Origin of the sequence: Parasphingorhabdus sp. (assembly GCF_036568145.1) — a bacterium.
Classification (GTDB): Bacteria; Pseudomonadota; Alphaproteobacteria; order Sphingomonadales; family Sphingomonadaceae; genus Parasphingorhabdus.
Genome location: NZ_DATCTC010000031.1, coordinates 67,514 through 86,300, shown reverse-complemented (window position 1 = coordinate 86,300; position 18,787 = coordinate 67,514). Strand labels below are relative to the sequence as shown.

General features: G+C 57.3%; 15 protein-coding genes. All 15 read left to right on the top strand.

Going from position 1 to position 18,787, the window contains the following annotated elements:
- Nucleotides 1-2: 2 nt before the first annotated feature.
- The 15 genes from VIN76_RS11955 (at nt 3) to VIN76_RS11885 (ending at nt 18,751) form a co-directional block, all read left to right on the top strand.
- Nucleotides 3-1,490, top strand: coding sequence for a UDP-N-acetylmuramoyl-L-alanyl-D-glutamate--2,6-diaminopimelate ligase (locus VIN76_RS11955; protein WP_332042081.1), 1,488 nt, complete (start codon nt 3-5; stop codon nt 1,488-1,490).
- The gene (locus VIN76_RS11950; protein WP_332042080.1) at nt 1,487-2,920 is read left to right on the top strand and encodes a UDP-N-acetylmuramoyl-tripeptide--D-alanyl-D-alanine ligase; all 1,434 of its coding nucleotides are present in this window, start codon (nt 1,487-1,489) and stop codon (nt 2,918-2,920) included. The genes VIN76_RS11955 and VIN76_RS11950 overlap by 4 nt, the downstream gene beginning before the upstream one ends.
- On the top strand, nt 2,920-3,990 hold the full coding sequence (gene mraY, locus VIN76_RS11945) for a phospho-N-acetylmuramoyl-pentapeptide-transferase (protein WP_332042079.1): 1,071 nt from the start codon (nt 2,920-2,922) through the stop codon (nt 3,988-3,990). Before VIN76_RS11950 ends, mraY begins: the two co-directional genes overlap by 1 nt.
- Nucleotides 3,987-5,372, top strand: a complete 1,386-nt coding sequence (murD, locus tag VIN76_RS11940) for a UDP-N-acetylmuramoyl-L-alanine--D-glutamate ligase (protein ID WP_332042078.1) — start codon at nt 3,987-3,989, stop codon at nt 5,370-5,372. The genes mraY and murD overlap by 4 nt, the downstream gene beginning before the upstream one ends.
- The gene (locus VIN76_RS11935) at nt 5,369-6,607 is read left to right on the top strand and encodes a putative peptidoglycan glycosyltransferase FtsW (protein ID WP_332042077.1); all 1,239 of its coding nucleotides are present in this window, start codon (nt 5,369-5,371) and stop codon (nt 6,605-6,607) included. The genes murD and VIN76_RS11935 overlap by 4 nt, the downstream gene beginning before the upstream one ends.
- Nucleotides 6,604-7,788, top strand: coding sequence for an undecaprenyldiphospho-muramoylpentapeptide beta-N-acetylglucosaminyltransferase (gene murG, locus VIN76_RS11930; RefSeq protein WP_332042076.1), 1,185 nt, complete (start codon nt 6,604-6,606; stop codon nt 7,786-7,788). The genes VIN76_RS11935 and murG overlap by 4 nt, the downstream gene beginning before the upstream one ends.
- Nucleotides 7,785-9,191: a UDP-N-acetylmuramate--L-alanine ligase gene (gene murC / locus VIN76_RS11925; RefSeq protein WP_332042075.1), complete on the top strand. Its 1,407-nt coding sequence runs from the start codon at nt 7,785-7,787 to the stop codon at nt 9,189-9,191. The genes murG and murC overlap by 4 nt, the downstream gene beginning before the upstream one ends.
- On the top strand, nt 9,188-10,087 hold the full coding sequence (gene murB, locus VIN76_RS11920; RefSeq protein ID WP_332042074.1) for a UDP-N-acetylmuramate dehydrogenase: 900 nt from the start codon (nt 9,188-9,190) through the stop codon (nt 10,085-10,087). The genes murC and murB overlap by 4 nt, the downstream gene beginning before the upstream one ends.
- A 135-nt stretch (nt 10,088-10,222) precedes the next feature.
- On the top strand, nt 10,223-11,155 hold the full coding sequence (locus tag VIN76_RS11915; protein ID WP_332042073.1) for a D-alanine--D-alanine ligase: 933 nt from the start codon (nt 10,223-10,225) through the stop codon (nt 11,153-11,155).
- Nucleotides 11,156-11,168: 13 nt separating this feature from the next.
- Nucleotides 11,169-12,083: a cell division protein FtsQ/DivIB gene (locus VIN76_RS11910; protein ID WP_332042072.1), complete on the top strand. Its 915-nt coding sequence runs from the start codon at nt 11,169-11,171 to the stop codon at nt 12,081-12,083.
- 21 nt (nt 12,084-12,104) lie between these two features.
- The gene (gene ftsA / locus VIN76_RS11905; RefSeq protein WP_332042071.1) at nt 12,105-13,364 is read left to right on the top strand and encodes a cell division protein FtsA; all 1,260 of its coding nucleotides are present in this window, start codon (nt 12,105-12,107) and stop codon (nt 13,362-13,364) included.
- Between the two features lie 104 nt (nt 13,365-13,468).
- Entirely contained in the window at nt 13,469-15,022 is a 1,554-nt protein-coding gene (gene ftsZ / locus VIN76_RS11900; protein ID WP_332042070.1) for a cell division protein FtsZ, read from the top strand.
- A 200-nt stretch (nt 15,023-15,222) separates the two neighbouring features.
- Entirely contained in the window at nt 15,223-16,872 is a 1,650-nt protein-coding gene (locus VIN76_RS11895; protein ID WP_332042069.1) for an SPOR domain-containing protein, read from the top strand.
- Nucleotides 16,872-18,089 (top strand): deoxyguanosinetriphosphate triphosphohydrolase, encoded by a 1,218-nt coding sequence (locus VIN76_RS11890; protein WP_332042068.1) that lies wholly within the window; start codon nt 16,872-16,874, stop codon nt 18,087-18,089. The genes VIN76_RS11895 and VIN76_RS11890 overlap by 1 nt, the downstream gene beginning before the upstream one ends.
- Nucleotides 18,086-18,751, top strand: a complete 666-nt coding sequence (locus VIN76_RS11885; protein WP_332042067.1) for an NAD(P)H-binding protein — start codon at nt 18,086-18,088, stop codon at nt 18,749-18,751. The genes VIN76_RS11890 and VIN76_RS11885 overlap by 4 nt, the downstream gene beginning before the upstream one ends.
- Nucleotides 18,752-18,787 lie beyond the last annotated feature (36 nt).

Here is an 18,787-nt window from a genome sequence, read left to right as displayed (position 1 = left end):
GGATGAAACTAAACTCTCTTGTCGCCGGGCTTTGTGATCCGGAATTGGAAAACGAACAGGGCGAAAGCCCTGTCACCGGTTTTGCCATCGACCATCGCAAGATTGCTCCGGGTAATATTTTCGGCGCTTTTCGCGGGGCCAAAGTCAATGGCGAGGATTATATCGAAGCTGCTGTAGCGGCGGGGGCGATTGCGGTTGTTGCCTGTCCGGAAGCGCAGGTTTCGGGCGCCGTCCATATTGCGGATGCAGAGCCGCGCCGGTTATTTGCTTTGCTGGCAGCGCGTTATTTTACGCCTGTGCCGCAGGTGGTCGCGGCAGTCACCGGCACCAATGGCAAGACATCGACCGCGGAACTGACCCGGCAGCTTTGGCGCATGGACGGTCTGAACAGCGCATCAATCGGGACATTGGGCGTCACCACGGCGGATGAGCAGGTCACGACCGGCCTGACCACGCCGGATATTGTGACGTTTCTGTCCAACATGTCCGGCCTTGCCCGCGAGGGGGTAAGCCACGCGATATTCGAGGCATCAAGCCACGGCCTTTCCCAATATCGCACAGAGGGATTGCCGGTGCAGGTCGGAGTGTTCACCAACCTTAGCCGCGACCATCTCGATTATCACGGTGATATGGACAGCTATTTCGAGGCCAAGATGCGGCTGTTTGACGAAGTGGTCGAAGAAGGCGGAACGGCAGTTGTGTGGGCCGACGATAAATGGTCCGGTGCGGTGACAAAGCGGGTCATGGAGCGGGGGCTTCACATTTTTACGGTTGGCGAGCAGGGGACGGCGCTGCGCTTGCTATCGCGGACGCCCACGCAATTGGGTCAGGTGTTGATGGTGGAGGCACAGGGCAATACCCACCGCATATCACTGCCGCTGATCGGGGCCTATCAGGCCGCTAATGTGCTGTGCGCGGCGGGCGTTGTCCTGTCCACGGGCGGAAAGCTGGAGGATGTTTTTGACCATCTGCAACGGGTGCAGCCGGTGCGGGGGCGGTTGGAACGGGCGGTTATCACCAAGGTTGGTGCGCCTATCTATGTCGATTACGCGCATACGCCTGATGGCCTGCGCGCCGCGATTGATGCGCTGCGGCCCCATGTTGGTGGCCAGAATACAGGCGGCAGGCTGATTACGGTTTTTGGTGCAGGCGGTGACCGGGATAAAGGCAAGCGCCCTGACATGGGCAAGGTTGCGGCTGAACTTTCAGATATCACCATCGTCACCGATGACAATCCACGCAGCGAAGATCCAGCCGTCATCCGTGCGGAGATATTGGCCGGTGCACCCGGCGCACAGGAAGTCGGCGACCGCCGCGCCGCCATTGCCCATGCCATTAGCCTAGCCGGGGCCGATGACATCATTTTGCTTGCCGGCAAAGGCCACGAGCAGGGGCAGATTATCGGGGATCGGGTCATTCCCTTTGATGATGTCGAGGTCGCCCGTGAATGTGCCAGCGAAAATACAGACTTAACAGGGGATGCGGCATGAGCGCCTTGTGGACATCATCCGCCATCGCCCACGCCGTGCACGGCAAGGCCAGCGGTGACTTTACAGTCAGCGGCGTTGCTTTTGACAGCCGCGAAATCGGCCCCGGTGACCTGTTTTTTGCGCTAAAAGGCGAGCAGAGCGACGGGCATATCTATGTAAAGGATATTTACAAGGCAGGCGGCGTAGCTGCTGTGGTCAGCCAGCCTGTCGACGGGCCGCATATATTGGTGGCTGATACGACCAAGGCGTTGAATGACCTTGCCGTCGCATCGCGCGCGCGGACCAAGGCAAAGATTATCGGTGTCACCGGATCGGTCGGGAAGACCGGCACCAAGGAAGCGCTTTTCGCAGCATTGAACCGGGCGTCCCTGGGCAAGGCGCATCGCTCGGTCAAAAGCTATAACAACCATGTTGGCGTTCCGCTCAGCTTGTCGCGCATGCCAGCCGATAGCCACTATGGCATTTTTGAAATGGGCATGAACCATGAAGGGGAATTGGCCGAACTGACCCGCCTTGTCCGTCCGGATGTGGCGATTGTCACCGCGATTGCTCCTGCTCATATCGGCTATTTTTCCGGTGTCGAAGCGATTGCCAAGGCCAAGGCAGAGATTTTTCAGGGACTGACCAAGGACGGGGTCGCGATCATTCCTTTTGACAGCCCGCAATATAGCCTGCTTCGTGAAGCAGCATTGCACTGCGGCAGTCAGGTCGTCAGCTTTGGCTTTGGTGAACAGGCGGATGTCCGTGCGGTCGATGTGGTTCCGGCACCGGGCGGCGGCTCGCTGGTCACGGCCAAAATCGGCGGTATTCTGGGAGAAAGCAGCCTGTGCTTCACTGTCGCGGAACCCGGCAAGCATTGGGTATCCAACGCGCTGGCGATTCTGGCGGCGGTGCGCGCGGTGGGCGGCGATCTGGCGGCTGCCGGTCTGGCGCTGGCGGAACTCAAGGGCCTTGAGGGACGCGGCAAACGGCACCGGATAGAGCTGAAAAACGGCGGTAAAGCGCTGTTAATTGATGAGAGTTACAACGCCAATCCCGTGTCTATGCGCGCCACTTTGGCGCAGCTTGCTAACGAGCGCTGTGAAGGACAGAAAATCGTCGTGCTTGGCGCAATGGGCGAATTGGGCGACAAGGCGGAACATTATCACCGGGCGCTGGCGGATGACATAATCGCGTCAGGCGCACAGACCATCATATTGGTTGGCGATGAAATGGCCTATACATCGGCTAGACTGGCCGAACTGGCTTCGGAAAAACTTGATCGCATTCCCGAAATAACTCATGTCGCTGGCTCCTCTGACTCGGACATTTCGACAATATTGGCGGGCGTCGCAGAGGTATTTGGCGGCGATGACATCCTTCTTGTAAAGGGGTCTAATTATCTGGGTCTTGCCAGGGTCGTATCGGCTTTGGTGAGCGGGGAGTATTAATGTTTTACCTATTGGCACAATGGCTTGAATTTGAAGGCGTTTTTAACGTCTTTCGCTATTTGAGCTTCCGTTCGGGCGCCACGATTGCAACGGCTTTGTTTATCGGACTGCTGATTGGGCCGCGGTTCATCAATATGCTGAGAATGCGTCAGGGCAAGGGACAGCCGATCCGCGAAGACGGACCGATCACCCATCTTAAAAAAGCCGGAACGCCGACTATGGGCGGGTTGATGATCTTGATCTCTTTGGTAATTTCCGTCTTGTTGTGGATGGACCTGTCCAATATTTTTGTCTGGGCCTGTATCTTTGTCACGCTGGGTTTCGGGGCCATCGGCTTTATGGATGACTATGACAAGGTCAGTAAATCCAGCCATAAAGGTGTTCCCGGCCGGATCCGCTTGCTGATGGAATTTGTAGTTGCGGGCTTTGCGACATGGATCATTGTCCAGCAGGTTGGCACGAACCTTTACCTTCCGTTCTTTAACGAGATCCAGCTCAACCTGGGCATTTTCTATTTTCCCTTTGCCATGTTTGTCATTGTCGGGTCCGGCAATGCGGTCAACCTGACCGATGGACTGGATGGCCTGGCCACTATGCCAGTGGTTATCGCCAGTGCAACTTTTCTGATCCTTGTCTATCTGTCCGGTAACGCTGTGTTTTCGGGTTATCTGGGTATCCCGTTTGTGCAGGGCGCGGGGGAACTCGCCATTTTCTGTGCCGCCATTATCGGTGCCTGTCTGGCCTTTTTGTGGTTCAACGCACCGCCTGCCGCTGTGTTCATGGGCGATACGGGCAGCCTTGCCCTTGGAGGCGCTCTGGGCGCGATAGCGGTGTCGATCCACCATGAAATCGTGCTGGCCGTTGTCGGCGGACTGTTTGTGCTGGAAGCTGTGTCCGTCATCGTGCAGGTTTTCTTTTTCAAGCGCACCGGCAAGCGGATTTTCCGCATGGCCCCTATCCACCACCATTTTGAACAGCTCGGCTGGTCGGAATCGACTGTCGTGATCCGTTTCTGGATCATCAGTCTGGTTCTGGCACTGGCTGGTCTAGCGACGTTAAAACTCAGATGATCCGTTCGTCCGCCTTTGCCAATAAAAGCTATGCCATTTTGGGCCTGGCACGATCCGGCATGGCGACACTGGACGCATTGCACGCCAGCGGGGCGAGGGTTCTGGCGTGGGATAAGCGTCAGGATTTGCGCGATGCTGCAAAAGACAAGGCGATTATCGCCGACCCGTTGGAAACGGACCTAAGCGATTATGACGCGGTCATCGTCTCGCCCGGAGTGCCGCTGAACAGCCATCCGATCCGCGAGAAAGCCGCCGATGACGGCGTGCCGATTATCGGGGATATTGAACTGTTCGCACAGGCAAGACGGTCCTTGCCGCCGCATCGTGTCGTGGGGATTACCGGCACAAACGGCAAATCCACTACTACCGCATTGCTGCACCACATCATCCGCAGCGCGGCGCTACCGACCCAGATGGGCGGCAATATCGGCTTGCCTATCCTGTCGCAGCACCCCCTTGCCGCGGGCGGGATTTATGTACTGGAACTGTCCAGCTACCAGATCGACCTGACTTACAGTCTCGATTGCGATGTGGCGATGTTGCTGAATATCAGCCCGGACCATCTCGATCGCTATGACAGCTTTGATGCCTATGCCGCGTCCAAAGTGCGCCTGCTCGACATGATGGGTGCGGACCATGCCGCGATTTTTGGCAGTGATGATGAAAAAACCCGCCTCGCCTTGCAGCTCATCCGCGCAGAGGGCCGGGTACAAAATATAGTGGATACTAGCGCAATGGTGCTGGAAGGGCAGACGGACTGGCCATCGCTGCAAGGGCCGCATAATATGCAGAACGCGGTTGCGGCTGTGGCTGCGGCAGAGGCGCTAGGTCTGCGCGAACATCAATGGCGGCCAGCGCTGCAAAGTTTCAAGGGGCTGCCCCACCGGATGGAGCGCGTGGCTGAATCTGGCGGCGTGTTATTTGTGAATGACAGCAAGGCGACCAACCCCGCCTCGACCGGTCCGGCGCTGGGTGCGTGGCCCAAAGTTCACGAGCCTAGAATCCACTGGATTGTCGGCGGACTGCCCAAAAGCGATAATCTGAAAGAATGTGAGCCTTATTTCGGTAATATAGCGCAAGCCTATACGATTGGCGAAGCGGGGCAGTTGTTTAACGAATTGTTGTCCCCCCATATGCCGGTTGATCCGTGCGAAATGATGTTGACCGCTGTGCAGCATGCCGCCGCCAATGCAAGACCGGGTGATGTGGTGTTGCTATCCCCCGCTTGCGCGTCTTTTGACCAGTTCAAGGATTTTGAAGCGCGCGGTGAATGTTTCCGCTGCGCTGTGAACAGCGTCATCGAAAATGACCATATCGGCGACAATGTTCAGACCGGAGCAGACGTAGCGGCCGGAAAAGGTGTAGGGGGCTGCGCGCAATGACCGACGGATCAACAAAAGCAGACGCTTTCCCCGAGCTTGCGGCTGGCCTGAAGAAACAACGCTTTCAGTTGGAAACGCGTCTGGGGCGCAGTGACCGGTCCCCGCTTGCGATCTGGTTCTGGGAACTGGACCGGGTGCTGCTGGCGCTGGTGCTTACCTTGATCGCGGTTGGCCTGATCGCCGTGGCGGCTGCGTCCCCGGTATCGGCTTTGAAACATAGCACAGCGACCGTGACGCTTGATCCGCTTTATTATTTTTACCGCCAGCTGGGCTGGATAATTGTTGGCGTTCCGGTAATGCTGGTGGTGTCGATGCTGCCCAAGGAACAGGCACGCCGTTTCGCGATTATCGGAGCGGTTGTGGCTTTTGTGCTGCTGTTTCTGGTTCCGATTTTCGGCAAGACAGTCAACGGATCACAGCGCTGGATCGGCTATGGATTTGCGACGATCCAGCCGGGCGAGTTTCTGAAACCCTTTTTTGCAGTCACGCTGGCCTGGCTATTGTCGCTGAGGGTGAAAGACCCGTCCTTGCCGATTATATCCGTGTCCATGGCGCTGACAGCGGTGGTGGCGTTATTGCTGATGCTACAGCCCAATCTGGGTGAAACGATCATGTTCTGCGGCATCTGGCTGGTTCTTATGATCATATCCGGACTTTCGGCAAGATGGCTTGCGGGAATGGCAATTTTGGGGGTTGGCGGATTGACGGCCGCCTATTTCTATTATCCGGTGGCGACGCAGCGGATTAATTCCTGGCTGTTCGGCGGAGAAGAATTCGATCAGGTAATGCTGGCGCATAATGCGCTGACTGGCGGCGGCCTGTTGGGCACAGGGCCGGGACTGGGCACAGCCAAGTTCAAGGTGCCAGAGGCGCATACCGATTATATTTTCTCGGTCATCGGGGAAGAGTTTGGCCTGTTGGCCTGCGTGGCCGTTGCGCTTCTTTACTTTGCTGTCATCGTGCGGGTATTCCTGCGGTTGCTGGACGAGGAAGATAATTTTATCATTCTCGCCGTTAGCGGGCTGACCGCTTTGTTCGGCGGACAGGCGCTGATCAACATGGCCGTGAACCTTCAGCTTTTCCCGTCCAAGGGTATGACTTTGCCATTTGTCAGCTATGGCGGTTCATCAATGCTGGCGCTGTCCATCGGTTTTGGTCTGTTGCTGGCGTTTACGCGCAGAAACCCCTATTTGGATAACTCGCTTTATGTCACAAACGGGATGGTGACCAAATGAGTTTTACGAAACATTATGTCTTGGCGGCTGGCGGCACTGGCGGTCATATGATTCCGGCCTATGCACTGGCCAAGGAACTGGTCCAGCGCGGCCACCGTGTCGCCCTGATTACCGATGAGCGCGGGGAGAGGATTCCCGGTATGGTCGATGAGGGGCAGGTCCATGTCCTTCCCGCCGGGCGGATTACCAAAGACCCGCGCGGATGGTTGGCGGGTGCCCGCGCGATCATGAAGGGCCGTAAAATGGCCATGCAGCTTTATGATACGTTTCAGCCATCTGCGGTTGTCGGCTTTGGCGGCTATCCCGCTTTTCCCGCGTTACTGGCGGCTAACGCGAAAGATATTCCGACGGTCATCCACGAACAGAATGCAGTGCTGGGCCGCGTCAACCGGCTGACTGCGCGTTCGGTCAATGCGATTGCGACATCCTATCCCGACATCCTGAAGTTAAAACCGAAATATCTGGAAAAAGTGCATCTGGTCGGCAATCCGGTGCGGGAAGACGTGATTGCCCTGCGTGATGAACCCTATCCGCCGCTAACCGAGGATGGAATATTCCGCGTGCTCGTCACCGGCGGTAGCCAGGGCGCAACGATATTGTCGCAGGTCGTGCCGGACGGGCTGGCGCTATTACCAATGAATCTGCGCCGCCGGCTTCAGGTAACACAACAATGCCGCGAACAGGATATCGAGCATGTCCGCGCAAAATATGCCGAGTATGATATTCCTGCCGAACTCGCCACCTATTTGCCCGATCTGCCAGAGCGGCTGGGCTGGGCGCATCTGGTGATCGGCCGGGCAGGGGCTTCGACGATTGCAGAGCTTACCACGGCGGGCCGCCCTGCGATCCTGATCCCGCTGCCGATTGCGACCGACGATCACCAGACGCAAAATGTGCGCGAGATGGTTGCCGCTGGCGGGGCGCGGGCGATTGCACAGCCGCAATTCACAGCAAAGGAACTTGCCAAACAAATGCAGAAAATGGCCCTTGGTCCAGACGCCCTTGCAAATGCCGCCCGCTGCGCCCGCAAATGTGGTCGCCCCGATGCAGCCAGCGATCTTGCCGATCTGGTGGAAAGTATCGGCACCTCCCCATTGGCCAAGACGCTGAGAGTGCAACAGGAAGTCCCGCAAACAGCATCCGGCCAGCGTCCGGCTCTAGCGAAAGAAAGCACGCAATGAAGGGCGTTGGAACAGATATTGGAATAATCCATTTTGTCGGCATCGGCGGCATCGGCATGTCCGGTATCGCAGAGGTGATGCACAATCTTGGCTATCAGGTGCAAGGCTCCGATATTGCCGACAGCTATATTGTCCAGGGTCTGCGCGACAAGGGCATCAAGGTGATGATCGGCCAGAACGGCGAAAATGTTGTCGGCACCGCCGTTGTCGTAACCTCCACTGCGGTAAAGCGCGGCAATCCCGAAGTTGAAAAGGCTTTGGAATTGCGCATCCCGCTGGTCCGGCGCGCGGAAATGCTGGCCGAGCTGATGCGGCTGAAACGCACGATTGCGATTGCCGGAACGCATGGCAAAACGACCACGACTTCAATGGTCGCGGCGATGCTTGATGTCGGGGGAATTGATCCCACCGTCATCAATGGCGGCATTATCAACAACTATGGCTCCAACGCCCGGCTGGGCGATAGCGAATGGATGGTGGTTGAGGCGGACGAAAGCGATGGCAGTTTCCTGCGTCTTGATGGCACAATCGTGGTTGTCACCAACATCGATCCCGAACATCTCGACCATTATGGCAGCTTTGACCGGATCAAGGACTGCTTTGTCGAGTTTATCGAAAACGTACCCTTTTATGGCGCGGCGATCCTGTGTCTTGACCATCCCGAAGTGCAGGCGATCCTGCCGCGTATCCGGGACCGGCGGCTGATTACCTATGGCTTTTCCGCGCAGGCCGATGTGAAGGGCGTGAATGTAACCCCGTTCCCCGGCGGCAACCGTTTTGACGTGGTGATCCGTGACCGCGACGGGGAAACGCGGACGATCGAAGGCATCGACCTTCCCATGCCCGGCCGGCATAACGTGCAAAACGCCATTGCGGCGGTTGCGGTCGGTCTGGAAATGGGGATGAGCGACGATCAGATCGTGCGCGGCTTTGACCAGTTTGGCGGCGTCAAGCGGCGCTTTACCAAGGTGGGTGAAGTCGATGGCGCGACGGTCATTGATGATTATGGCCATCACCCGGTGGAAATCCGCGCCGTTCTGTCCGCCGCGCGTGAAGGGGCGCAGGGGCGCGTTATCGCCGTGGTCCAGCCGCACCGCTTCACCCGTTTGCGCGACCATATGGAGGATTTTCAGCAAGCCTTTAACGATGCTGATATGGTTTATGTCACGCCGGTCTATGTTGCGGGCGAAGATCCGATTGAAGGCGTGGACAGCGAAACCCTTGCAGAGGGGCTGAGAAACCGTGGTCACCGGGTGGCTGAAACTGTGGCCGATGAAGCGGATTTGACTGCGCGCTTGGCCGAAGTGGTACAAGACAAGGATCTGATTGTCTGTTTGGGGGCAGGCGATATAACTAAATGGGCCGCCGGTTTGGCGGACGGAATAAAGGCGGCACGAGCATGAGCACTCCCCTTCCCAAAACACGCGGTAAATTGACGGCCGATGCGCCGCTGGCCCCGCTGGTCTGGTTCAAAAGCGGCGGACCGGCGCAATGGCTGTTTGAACCCAAGGACATTAGCGACCTGCAAAATTTTCTGGCGAACCTGCCAGCGGTTATTGATGTCTGGCCACTTGGCCTTGGTTCCAACCTCATCATCCGGGATAGCGGAAAGCGCGGCGTTGCCGTGCGGCTGGGCAAAGCTTTTTCCGCGATCGTGATGCACAGCGAAGACCCGGAAATGATCGTCTGCGGCGCGGGTGCGCCTGGTATATCGGCGGCCAGTTTCGCACGCGACAATGCGCTGGCCGGGACAGAGTTTCTGCGCGGCATCCCCGGCACGGTCGGCGGTGCGGTCCGCATGAATGCCGGGGCCTATGGCCGCGAAATGTGTGACATATTGGTGAGCGCGGATGTCGTGATGCGTGATGGCAGCCTGCAAACCTATTCACGCGATGACATGCAATATAGCTATCGCCATTCCGGACTGCCCGAAGACGCGATTGTCGTGAGCGCAACGCTGCGCGGAACGCCCGGTGACAAGGAAGTTATTACCGCCGAAATGAAACGCATCGCCGACGAACGCGAAGCATCCCAGCCGCTGCGTACCAAGACCGGCGGATCGACGTTCAAAAATCCGGATGGTCACAAGGCATGGCAACTGGTCGATGAAGCGGGTTGCCGCGGCCTGAAAATGGGGCAGGCACAGGTTTCGGAAAAGCATTGCAATTTTCTGATTAACCTTGGCGGGGCATCCTCTGGGGAAATCGAAGCGCTGGGCAACGAAGTGCGACGCCGCGTCAAAGAACATAGCGGTGTTGATCTGGAATGGGAGATTCAAAGGGTGGGGGAAAAGCCGTGAATATTTGCACTCCCATTTCCGTCACCATTAGCATTGAGCCTGTCGAAATGCGTCTCACAGACCGGAAACGTCCTTCGGCAAGCACAGGACTAACGGGATTGTCCTCATCTGCGAATTTACCAACGGAATTTTCCTATGACTGACAAGCTCCCCAAAGACCTGCACATAGCCGTGTTGATGGGCGGGTGGTCGGCCGAACGCGAAGTGTCGTTGATGAGCGGTAACGGCGTTGCCGACGCGCTTGAAAAAAAGGGTTACCGGGTGAGCCGCGTCGATATGGACCGCAATCTGGCAGCGGTGCTTGATGGGCTGAAACCCGATCTTGTGTTCAACGCGCTCCATGGCTGCCCCGGCGAAGACGGCACGGTGCAGGGAATGCTCGACCTGATGCAAATCCCTTATACGCATAGCGGGATGGTGACTTCGGTTATTGCCATCGACAAGGAACTGACCAAGCAGCAACTGGTCCCGGCGGGGATCAGGATGCCTGCGGGCAAGATGGTCAAAAGCGCGGATATTTTTGAAGCGGATCCGCTGCCCCGGCCTTATGTCCTGAAGCCCGTGAACGAGGGATCGTCGGTCGGTGTCGCTATCGTTACCGATCAGGGCAATTACGGCAATCCGATTGGCCGCGATGTAACCGGCCCGTGGCAGGAGTTTGACGAATTGCTGGCCGAGCCGTTTATCAAGGGGCGGGAGCTGACCACGGCGGTCCTCGGCGGCAAAGCGCTATGCGTGACAGAGCTGAAAACCAAGGCCGGTTTCTATGACTATGAAGCGAAATATACCGAAGGCTTGACCGAACATATCTGCCCGGCGGATATTCCGGTCGAGATAGAGGAACTTTGCCTCGATTACGCACTGCGCGCGCATCAGATTCTGGGCTGCAAGGGCACATCGCGCACCGATTTCCGCTGGGATGACGAGCAGGGCGTGGACGGATTATATGTGCTGGAAACCAATACCCAGCCGGGCATGACGCCGCTTAGCCTGGTTCCGGAGCAGGCCAGACAGATGGGCATCAGTTACGAAGATCTGGTCGAAATAATCGTGCGGGAAGCCTTATGAAGAGGAGCAGGGGATGACCACAGCGTCAATCAGGCGGGCTGACAAGAAATTCCGGGGCAAACCGCGCAAAAGTGCAGGCCGCACCAAGGTGCGTGAGGTTTCGATATTCGACAAGATGCTGCGCGCCATGCCGGTTACCGAAGAGCAGGTGCAAAAGGGGCTGACCTGGGGCTTGATCGGGGTCTTCATCCTCGGCACCTATAGCGTTGCCCATTATACCGGCATCATCGAACGGGTCAGCGAACAGATTTCGACCTCCGTCGGCAAGGCGGGTTTTGAGGTGAAGCGGGTAGAAGTGATCGGCGTCAACCGGATTGATGAACGCAAGGTCTATGAAATCACGCTGGCGCAAAAAAATCGCTCTATGATGCAGGTTGATATAGATCAGGTGCGGGCAGACCTGATGGGCAATGGCTGGATCAAGGACGCGCGGATTTCACGGCGGCTGCCCGACACTTTGGTCGTCGATATTGTCGAGCGTGAACCTGCGGCAGTGTGGCAACGCGACGGGCAGTTATCGCTGATCGATAAAACTGGCCATCCGTTGGAACAGATATCGCGGGACGAGCTTCCCGACCTGCCTGTCATTGTGGGCAAAAACGCCAATGAAAAAGTGCCGGAACTGCGGAAATTGCTAAACCATGTTCCCGCGCTCAGCCCGTTGGTGACGGGGGCGACATGGATAGGCAATAGGCGATGGAATCTGGAGTTTGACAGCGGCGAAACGCTGGCCCTGCCGGAAGGCGAGGAAACTGCGGCTGCGGCATTGCTCAACTTTGCGCGGATGGACGGGGTGAACCGCTTGCTTGGCCGCGGTGTCCTCCACTTCGATTTGCGCGATCCGGAACGCGCCTACCTCAGAATGCCTCCGAAAGAGGGCGGGCAGAAAGAAAGTGCATCGAACGGGGAATCAGGGTCGGAAGGTTAGTTAGGGTTAGGGAACAGGGAAATGGTAGCACGGGTAGAGAAGATTTTTACTGCTCTGGATATCGGGTCATCCAAGATCACAGCGATGATCGCTGGTCGGATGGACAATGGTGATATCGCTGTGCTGGGAACAGGACAACGCGCCAGCAAGGGCGTGAAGCGCGGCTATATCGCCGATACCAAGCGAACCGAACTGGACGTGCGCGACGCCGTGGAACAGGCAGAGCGGATTGCGGGCACGAATATCGACGATGTGTGGGTCAGCTTTTCGGCAGGCGGCCTGACCAGCATGTTGACATCGGTCGAGACGGAACTTGGCGGCCACCGGATCGAGCAGGACGATATTGACCATTTGCTGCAAACCGGGCGCAACAGCATTGATCCGCAGGGCAAGATGGTCCTGCATGCACAGCCTGCGCTCTATACGATTGACGGGCTGGCCGGGGTCAAGAACCCCAGGGGTCTGCACGCCGACCGGCTGGGCGTGGATATTCATGTCATCCTTGCCGATGCTTCGCCGGTGCGGAACATAGAAATGAGCGTGCGGGGCGCGCATCTGAACGTCAAATCCATCGTAGCCTCCCCGATCGCCGCAGGAACGGCTTGCCTGTCCCGCGAAGAGCGTGAACTGGGCGTGGCGATGGTCGAACTGGGTGCGGAAGTCACGAATATTTCGCTGTTCGCTGGCGGGATGCTGGTCGGGCTGGCGACGCTGCCTTATGGCGCGGCGGATATTACCGATGATATTGCCTCATCCTTTGGTCTGCGCCGTGCGCAGGCAGAGCGGATCAAATGTTTCTACGGGTCGGCCACCACCAGCCCGCGTGACAATCATGATGTTATCGACCTTCAACTGGAAAATGTAAGTCCGGAAGCCACCGAGCAGGGCCGCATAACGAGGGCGCAGCTTATCAGCGTGATCCGTCAGCGGCTGGACCATATGGTCGGAGAGATTGGCCAGACACTGAAGGGACTGGGCTTTACCGGGCCGGTGGGCAGGCAGGTTGTGCTGACCGGCGGCGGCGCGGAGTTAAAGGGAATTGCAGACTATGCACAATCGGCGCTGGGGCAGAATGTGCGGGTTGGGCGACCCATAGGTCTGACCGCCTTGCCGGATGCCCATAGCGGACCTGCTTTTGCCGGACTGGCGGGCCTTGCGCTTTATGCTGTGCAGGGACCGGTCGATCTCAGAATACTTCCAACAAACCATCAAAACGTCCAGAAATATGGTAGTTCTGCTGTATTACGGCGACTTATGTTAGCTATTCGTGGGAATTTTTAAAAATTTACGAAATAAATTAACTTTTCGGGTGATTCCCGTTGCGAATTTGTGCAAAGCGGTAACGAAATGTTACACATTCAGATTATGTCTGGGAGACAGTCAAAATGAGCATCAATATCGGCCCACCTGAAGTGGAAGAATTGAAACCACGTATCGCCGTTATCGGCGTAGGGGGAGCTGGCGGTAACGCGATTGCCAATATGATCGCGTCACAGGTGGAAGGTGTCGATTTTATCGTCGCCAATACCGATGCACAGTCCCTCAACAGCTCGCCAGCGGAACAGCGAATCCAGCTTGGCCCCGAAATCACCCAGGGCCTTGGCGCCGGTTCACGTCCCGAAGTCGGGCGTGCTGCGGCCGAGGAAACACTGGAGCAGGTCGAAGCGGCTCTTGATGGTGCGCACATGTGCTTTATCGCTGCCGGTATGGGCGGCGGCACCGGCACGGGTGCGGCTCCGATCATTGCCAAGGCAGCGCGTGACAAGGGTATTTTGACCGTTGGCGTGGTGACAAAACCGTTCAGCTTTGAAGGCACAAGGCGGATGAAAGCGGCCAATGCCGGTATCGAGGAATTGCAGAAAAACGTCGATACGCTGATTATTATCCCGAACCAGAATCTGTTCCTTATCGCCAACCCGAACACCACGTTCAAGGAAGCGTTCCTGCTTGCCGACGAAGTTCTGCAACATGGTGTGCGCGGGATTACCGACCTGATGGTGATGCCGGGCCTTATCAACCTCGACTTTGCCGATGTGCGTTCCGTGATGCACGAAATGGGCAAGGCGATGATGGGCACCGGTGAAGCCGAAGGCGATGGCCGGGCGCTTGAAGCGGCAGAAAAAGCCATTGCCAACCCATTGCTCGACGGTGTGTCGATGCAGGGTGCAAAAGGCGTGATCGTTTCTATTACCGGCGGTGAAGACATGCGCCTGATGGAAGTCGATGAAGCGGCGAACCACATTCGTGAACTGGTCGATCCCGATGCCAATATCATCTGGGGCAGTGCGTTTAACGATAGTCTTGATGGCCGTATCCGTGTGTCGGTCGTTGCGACCGGCATTGACAGCGAAGGTTCTATTCCTGCGCCGGAAGTTACCCCGTCCTTTTCAATGAGCAAGCCGACACCGGCTCCCGCATCTTTCGCACCCGATATCAAGCCGGAACCTGCGGCCGAACCGGAAGCCGAAAAGCAAGAGGAACAATCTGTTCTGGATATTGCGGACAATCTTGAAACGTCCGAGGCGCAAATTGTTGCAGAGCCGGAAGCTGAAGCAGAACCGGCAGCCCCGTCATGGGCGAAGCCTGCACCGGCACCAGCCCCGACTCCGGCAGCGACTTATTCGGACGATGACGATCTGGAAGATGAAACGGCAAACGCTCCATCTTTCGCATCTCTGGCCCCCGGCATGATGCGCAATGACGAACCGGAAGAAGATGAACTGGTCCTTGGCAGCGACTCCATGCAGCCGGAAAAAGAGCAGCGGCCAACAAGATCAGAACCTGCTCCGCGCGTAGCCAGCGGTGGCGGCACGTTGTTTGAACGGATGTCCAACCTTACACGCGGTTCAAAAAACGAAGATGAAAGCAAAGATGCCGATCAGGGATCACGCGATCCGCTCGACATTCCAAGGTTTCTCAACCGTCAGAACAACCAGTAAAGCATAACGGCCAGCCCTATAAACTGGCCGTTAATGTAAAAGCTTCTAAGGTCAGCCGAGCCTTGTCTATTGGCAAGGGCGGCTGATCTTGCAAAGGCTGATCGGCGCTTGATTTCATATGGATATCCCCCTTTAGTACGCGCGTGAAAATACTCTCTAAATATCTAATTTTGGCAACTATCCCGCTGATGGGGATAAGCTTGCCAGCGGTTCCTGCACAGGCACAATATGCCAATCAGGAGGCGCGCAACGCGTTGCAGGATGCGTTGCGCCGGATCGCTTCGAATCCCAATAATTCCTCTGCACTGGCGGATGCCGGTCTGGCGGCGCTGGAACTTGGCGATACGCGGGCGGCTATCGGCTTTCTGGCCAAGGCGGATGAAATTTATCCGAACAGTGGCCGGGTGAAGGCCGGCCTGGCACGCGCCTTGTTGCTGGAGCGTAACCCCTTTGGCGCGCTGCGTTATTTTGACGAAGCGATAAAGCATGGCACTGCAGTCAAGGATATTGCGGTTGATCGCGGGATGGCGTTTGATCTGATCGGGCGCAATGCCGATGCCCAAAAGGATTATGCGCTGGCATTTGGCCATGAGCGAAGCGACACGCTGTTAAAGCGCTATGCAATCTCGCTGGGAATTTCCGGCGATGTTGAAGGTGCAGAAGCCAAGCTGGAACCCTTGTTGCTTAAAAGCGACCGGGATGCCTGGCGAACCCGTGCGTTCATTCTGGCGATGAATGGCAAGGAAAAAGAGGCGAATAAAATCGCATCCCAGACCATGCAAAAGGAAATGGCCAAGGCCATAAAGCCGTTTTTTGATAATATGCCGAAATTGACCCCCGCGCAAAAGGCGGCTGCCGTCCATTTCGGGCACTTTCCGGCCAGCGCCAATATCGGCGTCGATGTCGCAACTGTCCGCTATGCCTCCCAAAGCGCGCGGCGCGGCAGTGAAGGCGCGGACGCCGGTTTGATCCCGATGGGTGAGCCGTTGGGAGAGGAAAGCGAAAAAACCAAGGTGCTGGCAATGCCAGACACTAAGCCGCGCCGCCGTCCGGGTACCAAATCCACCAGGAAAGAAAAGAAAGCAGCCGCCGTTTCCGCGCGCGTGCCCAATGGCAAAATGGGAGTGGCAACCGCTTCCTTGCCCGCTCCGGAAAATGCCCGGCCATTGGTAACACCGGTGGATGCTGGAGCCAGCAATAGAGCCGCTACTGGAACGGCCCAGCCTTCTGCGGGCTTTGAAACTGCGCTTGGCGGCGGCGATAGCGCGGATGAGAAGGCCCGGACCGGCATGGCAGGGCAAGCATCAGGAGCCGCAAAGCCGTCTCTGGTATCACAAAGCGTGACAAGAAAAGTCGATATTGGCGATGTTCGTGCGCCCGCTGAGCCAGCACGCGAACCGCTGGAGCGCCGCTCCTTGTCGGAAATTATTGAATCGATTTCGATTCCCGAAACCACTGATAATAACGGAGTTGTGCCGGTCGATCTGGCATCCATAACGCCCGCTCGCCCAAAACCCAAAGTCCAGCCAGTGGCGGAAAAGCCGGCGGTAAAAGAGAAAGCCAAGCCGGAGCCGCCCAAATATCCCAAACGCTATTGGGTCCAGATTGCAACCGGCTCTGATATCAAGGCGCTCAAATTCGACTTTAACCGGATAATAAAGAAAAATCCCGATCTGTTCACTGGCCTTGAGGGCTGGACCTCGCCATGGGGTCAGACAAGACGGATGGTGGTTGGACCCTTTGCCGATATGCAGGCTGCTAAAAAATTCGAGGCCGGATTTCGCAAGGCTGGCGGCGACGGCTTCGCCTGGGTTAGCAATGATGGCACGGTAGTGAACAAGCTGGACTGATGACCCGCTTTGCCAGCTATGCCAGCGATCCGCAACAAAGCCGCGGACGCCGCTATGATGAAGGCCGTGCAGATAAAAGTGACGCAGGTGTTGGCGCTTCAGATAATATAGGGGCGATCCGCGGACCGCGTGACGATTTCCAGCGCGACCGCGACCGGATCATCCACTCGATCGCTTTTCGCCGCCTTCGCCACAAGACTCAGGTTTTTGTCGCCCCCGATGGAGACCATTACCGGGTGCGCCTTACCCACAGTCTGGAGGTTGCCCAGATTGGCCGGACCATCGCCCGCGCGCTTGGCTTAAACGAAGACCTGACCGAGGCTTTGTGCCTGGCCCATGATATTGGCCACCCGCCCTTTGGCCATGCCGGAGAATATGCGCTGCAAGATGCGCTCGCCGACTATGGCGGGTTTGACCATAATGCCCATACCATCCGCACGCTGACCCGGCTGGAGCGGCCCTATCCGCGCTGGGACGGCCTTAACCTGACGTGGGAAATGCTGGAGGGACTGGCCAAGCATAACGGGCCGGTGCTGAAGCCGACCTGGGCCTTGGCAGAGGCCGATGCCGACATGCCGCTGGATCTGGAAAGCTGGCCCTCGCTGGAGGCGCAGATCGCGGCAGTGGCGGATGACATTGCCTATGATAATCACGACATTGACGACGGGATCAGGGCAGGGCTGCTGAGTATAGACCAGCTTTTGATATTGCCGTTTATCGCCGAGCGATGGACCGCCATATGCACCCGTTATCCGGAAGTCGATCGGGATCGCCTGATCCCGGAACTTGTCCGCGACCAGATCGGCCTGATGGTCAATAATGTAATTGAAACAACGCGGCAACGGATTAGCGAAGCGGGCATAGTTACAGTGGACGATGTGCGCGGTGCCGGGCGGATGATCGGCGGATTTTCCGATGATATGGCGGCAAACGAACGCACGCTTAAAAAATTCATGTATGACAATCTGTATAACCACCCCGAACAGATGGCCGCCGCCCAGAATGCGCAGATCATAGTCGCTGATCTGGTTGCCGCTTATCGGGACAAGCCGGAATTAATGCCTGAAAGCTGGGCCGCGACACTGCCCGGCGGGGAACCGGAACGCATGCGCCATATTGCCGATTTCATGGCGGGGATGACGGACCGCTATGCCAGCAACTGCCACGCCGAAATCTTTGGCCGAAAAGCGGCTGGATCAGGCGTTGTCACGCGGTGACGGACAGGATTCTTGTCGTCGGCGCGACCGGACTGGTCGGAGGCCTTCTGGTTCGCAAATTGATCGCTGACGGGCGGGATAAAGAATTACATCTGCTGGTGCGGAAGCCGCTGAAAGACAGCTTTGGGGCGGCAACGCTTCACGCCGCGCCCACCGCGCAGTGGCCGGAAATTATCGCTACCGTCAAACCGGGGCGAGCAGTCTCCTGCCTTGGATCGACGATGAACAAGGCCGGATCGAAAGAGGCGTTTGCCGCAATCGACCGCGATCTGGTCGCGGCTGTCGGCAAAGCGGCCAAGGCGGCGGGCGCGCGCCAGTTCATCACCGTGTCCTCGACCATGGCCAATGCGAATGCTTCGGGATTTTATCTGAAAACCAAGGGGCAGGCGGAACAGCTCTTGCGGGCCGAGGGGTTCGAGCGTCTCGATATAATCCGGCCCGGATTGCTTCGCGGGAAGCGAGCGGGCGAGGCGCGCCTTGGTGAAAGTCTGGCCATTGCTGCAAGCCCGGTAACGGACAGGCTGCTACACGGTTCGCTGCGCCGCTTTCGCTCTATCGACGCCGCAGCAGTAGCGGGGGCCATCGCGGCTTTGCTGACGGAAGACACGCCGGGCACGACTGTTCACGAAAATGATGCGATATGGGAACTGGCTAAGCGTTAGGCATTAATCGACCACCCGATGTAAGGTGCGTCTAGC

Coding starts and splice junctions, on each gene's coding strand:
- murB (WP_332042074.1), top strand. CDS start 9,188: ATGAGCACTCCCCTTCCCAAAACACGCGGTAAATTGACGGCCGATGCG.
- VIN76_RS11935 (WP_332042077.1), top strand. CDS start 5,369: ATGACCGACGGATCAACAAAAGCAGACGCTTTCCCCGAGCTTGCGGCT.
- VIN76_RS11950 (WP_332042080.1), top strand. CDS start 1,487: ATGAGCGCCTTGTGGACATCATCCGCCATCGCCCACGCCGTGCACGGC.
- VIN76_RS11910 (WP_332042072.1), top strand. CDS start 11,169: ATGACCACAGCGTCAATCAGGCGGGCTGACAAGAAATTCCGGGGCAAA.
- ftsA (WP_332042071.1), top strand. CDS start 12,105: ATGGTAGCACGGGTAGAGAAGATTTTTACTGCTCTGGATATCGGGTCA.
- VIN76_RS11955 (WP_332042081.1), top strand. CDS start 3: ATGAAACTAAACTCTCTTGTCGCCGGGCTTTGTGATCCGGAATTGGAA.
- murG (WP_332042076.1), top strand. CDS start 6,604: ATGAGTTTTACGAAACATTATGTCTTGGCGGCTGGCGGCACTGGCGGT.
- VIN76_RS11915 (WP_332042073.1), top strand. CDS start 10,223: ATGACTGACAAGCTCCCCAAAGACCTGCACATAGCCGTGTTGATGGGC.
- ftsZ (WP_332042070.1), top strand. CDS start 13,469: ATGAGCATCAATATCGGCCCACCTGAAGTGGAAGAATTGAAACCACGT.
- mraY (WP_332042079.1), top strand. CDS start 2,920: ATGTTTTACCTATTGGCACAATGGCTTGAATTTGAAGGCGTTTTTAAC.
- VIN76_RS11890 (WP_332042068.1), top strand. CDS start 16,872: ATGACCCGCTTTGCCAGCTATGCCAGCGATCCGCAACAAAGCCGCGGA.
- murC (WP_332042075.1), top strand. CDS start 7,785: ATGAAGGGCGTTGGAACAGATATTGGAATAATCCATTTTGTCGGCATC.
- murD (WP_332042078.1), top strand. CDS start 3,987: ATGATCCGTTCGTCCGCCTTTGCCAATAAAAGCTATGCCATTTTGGGC.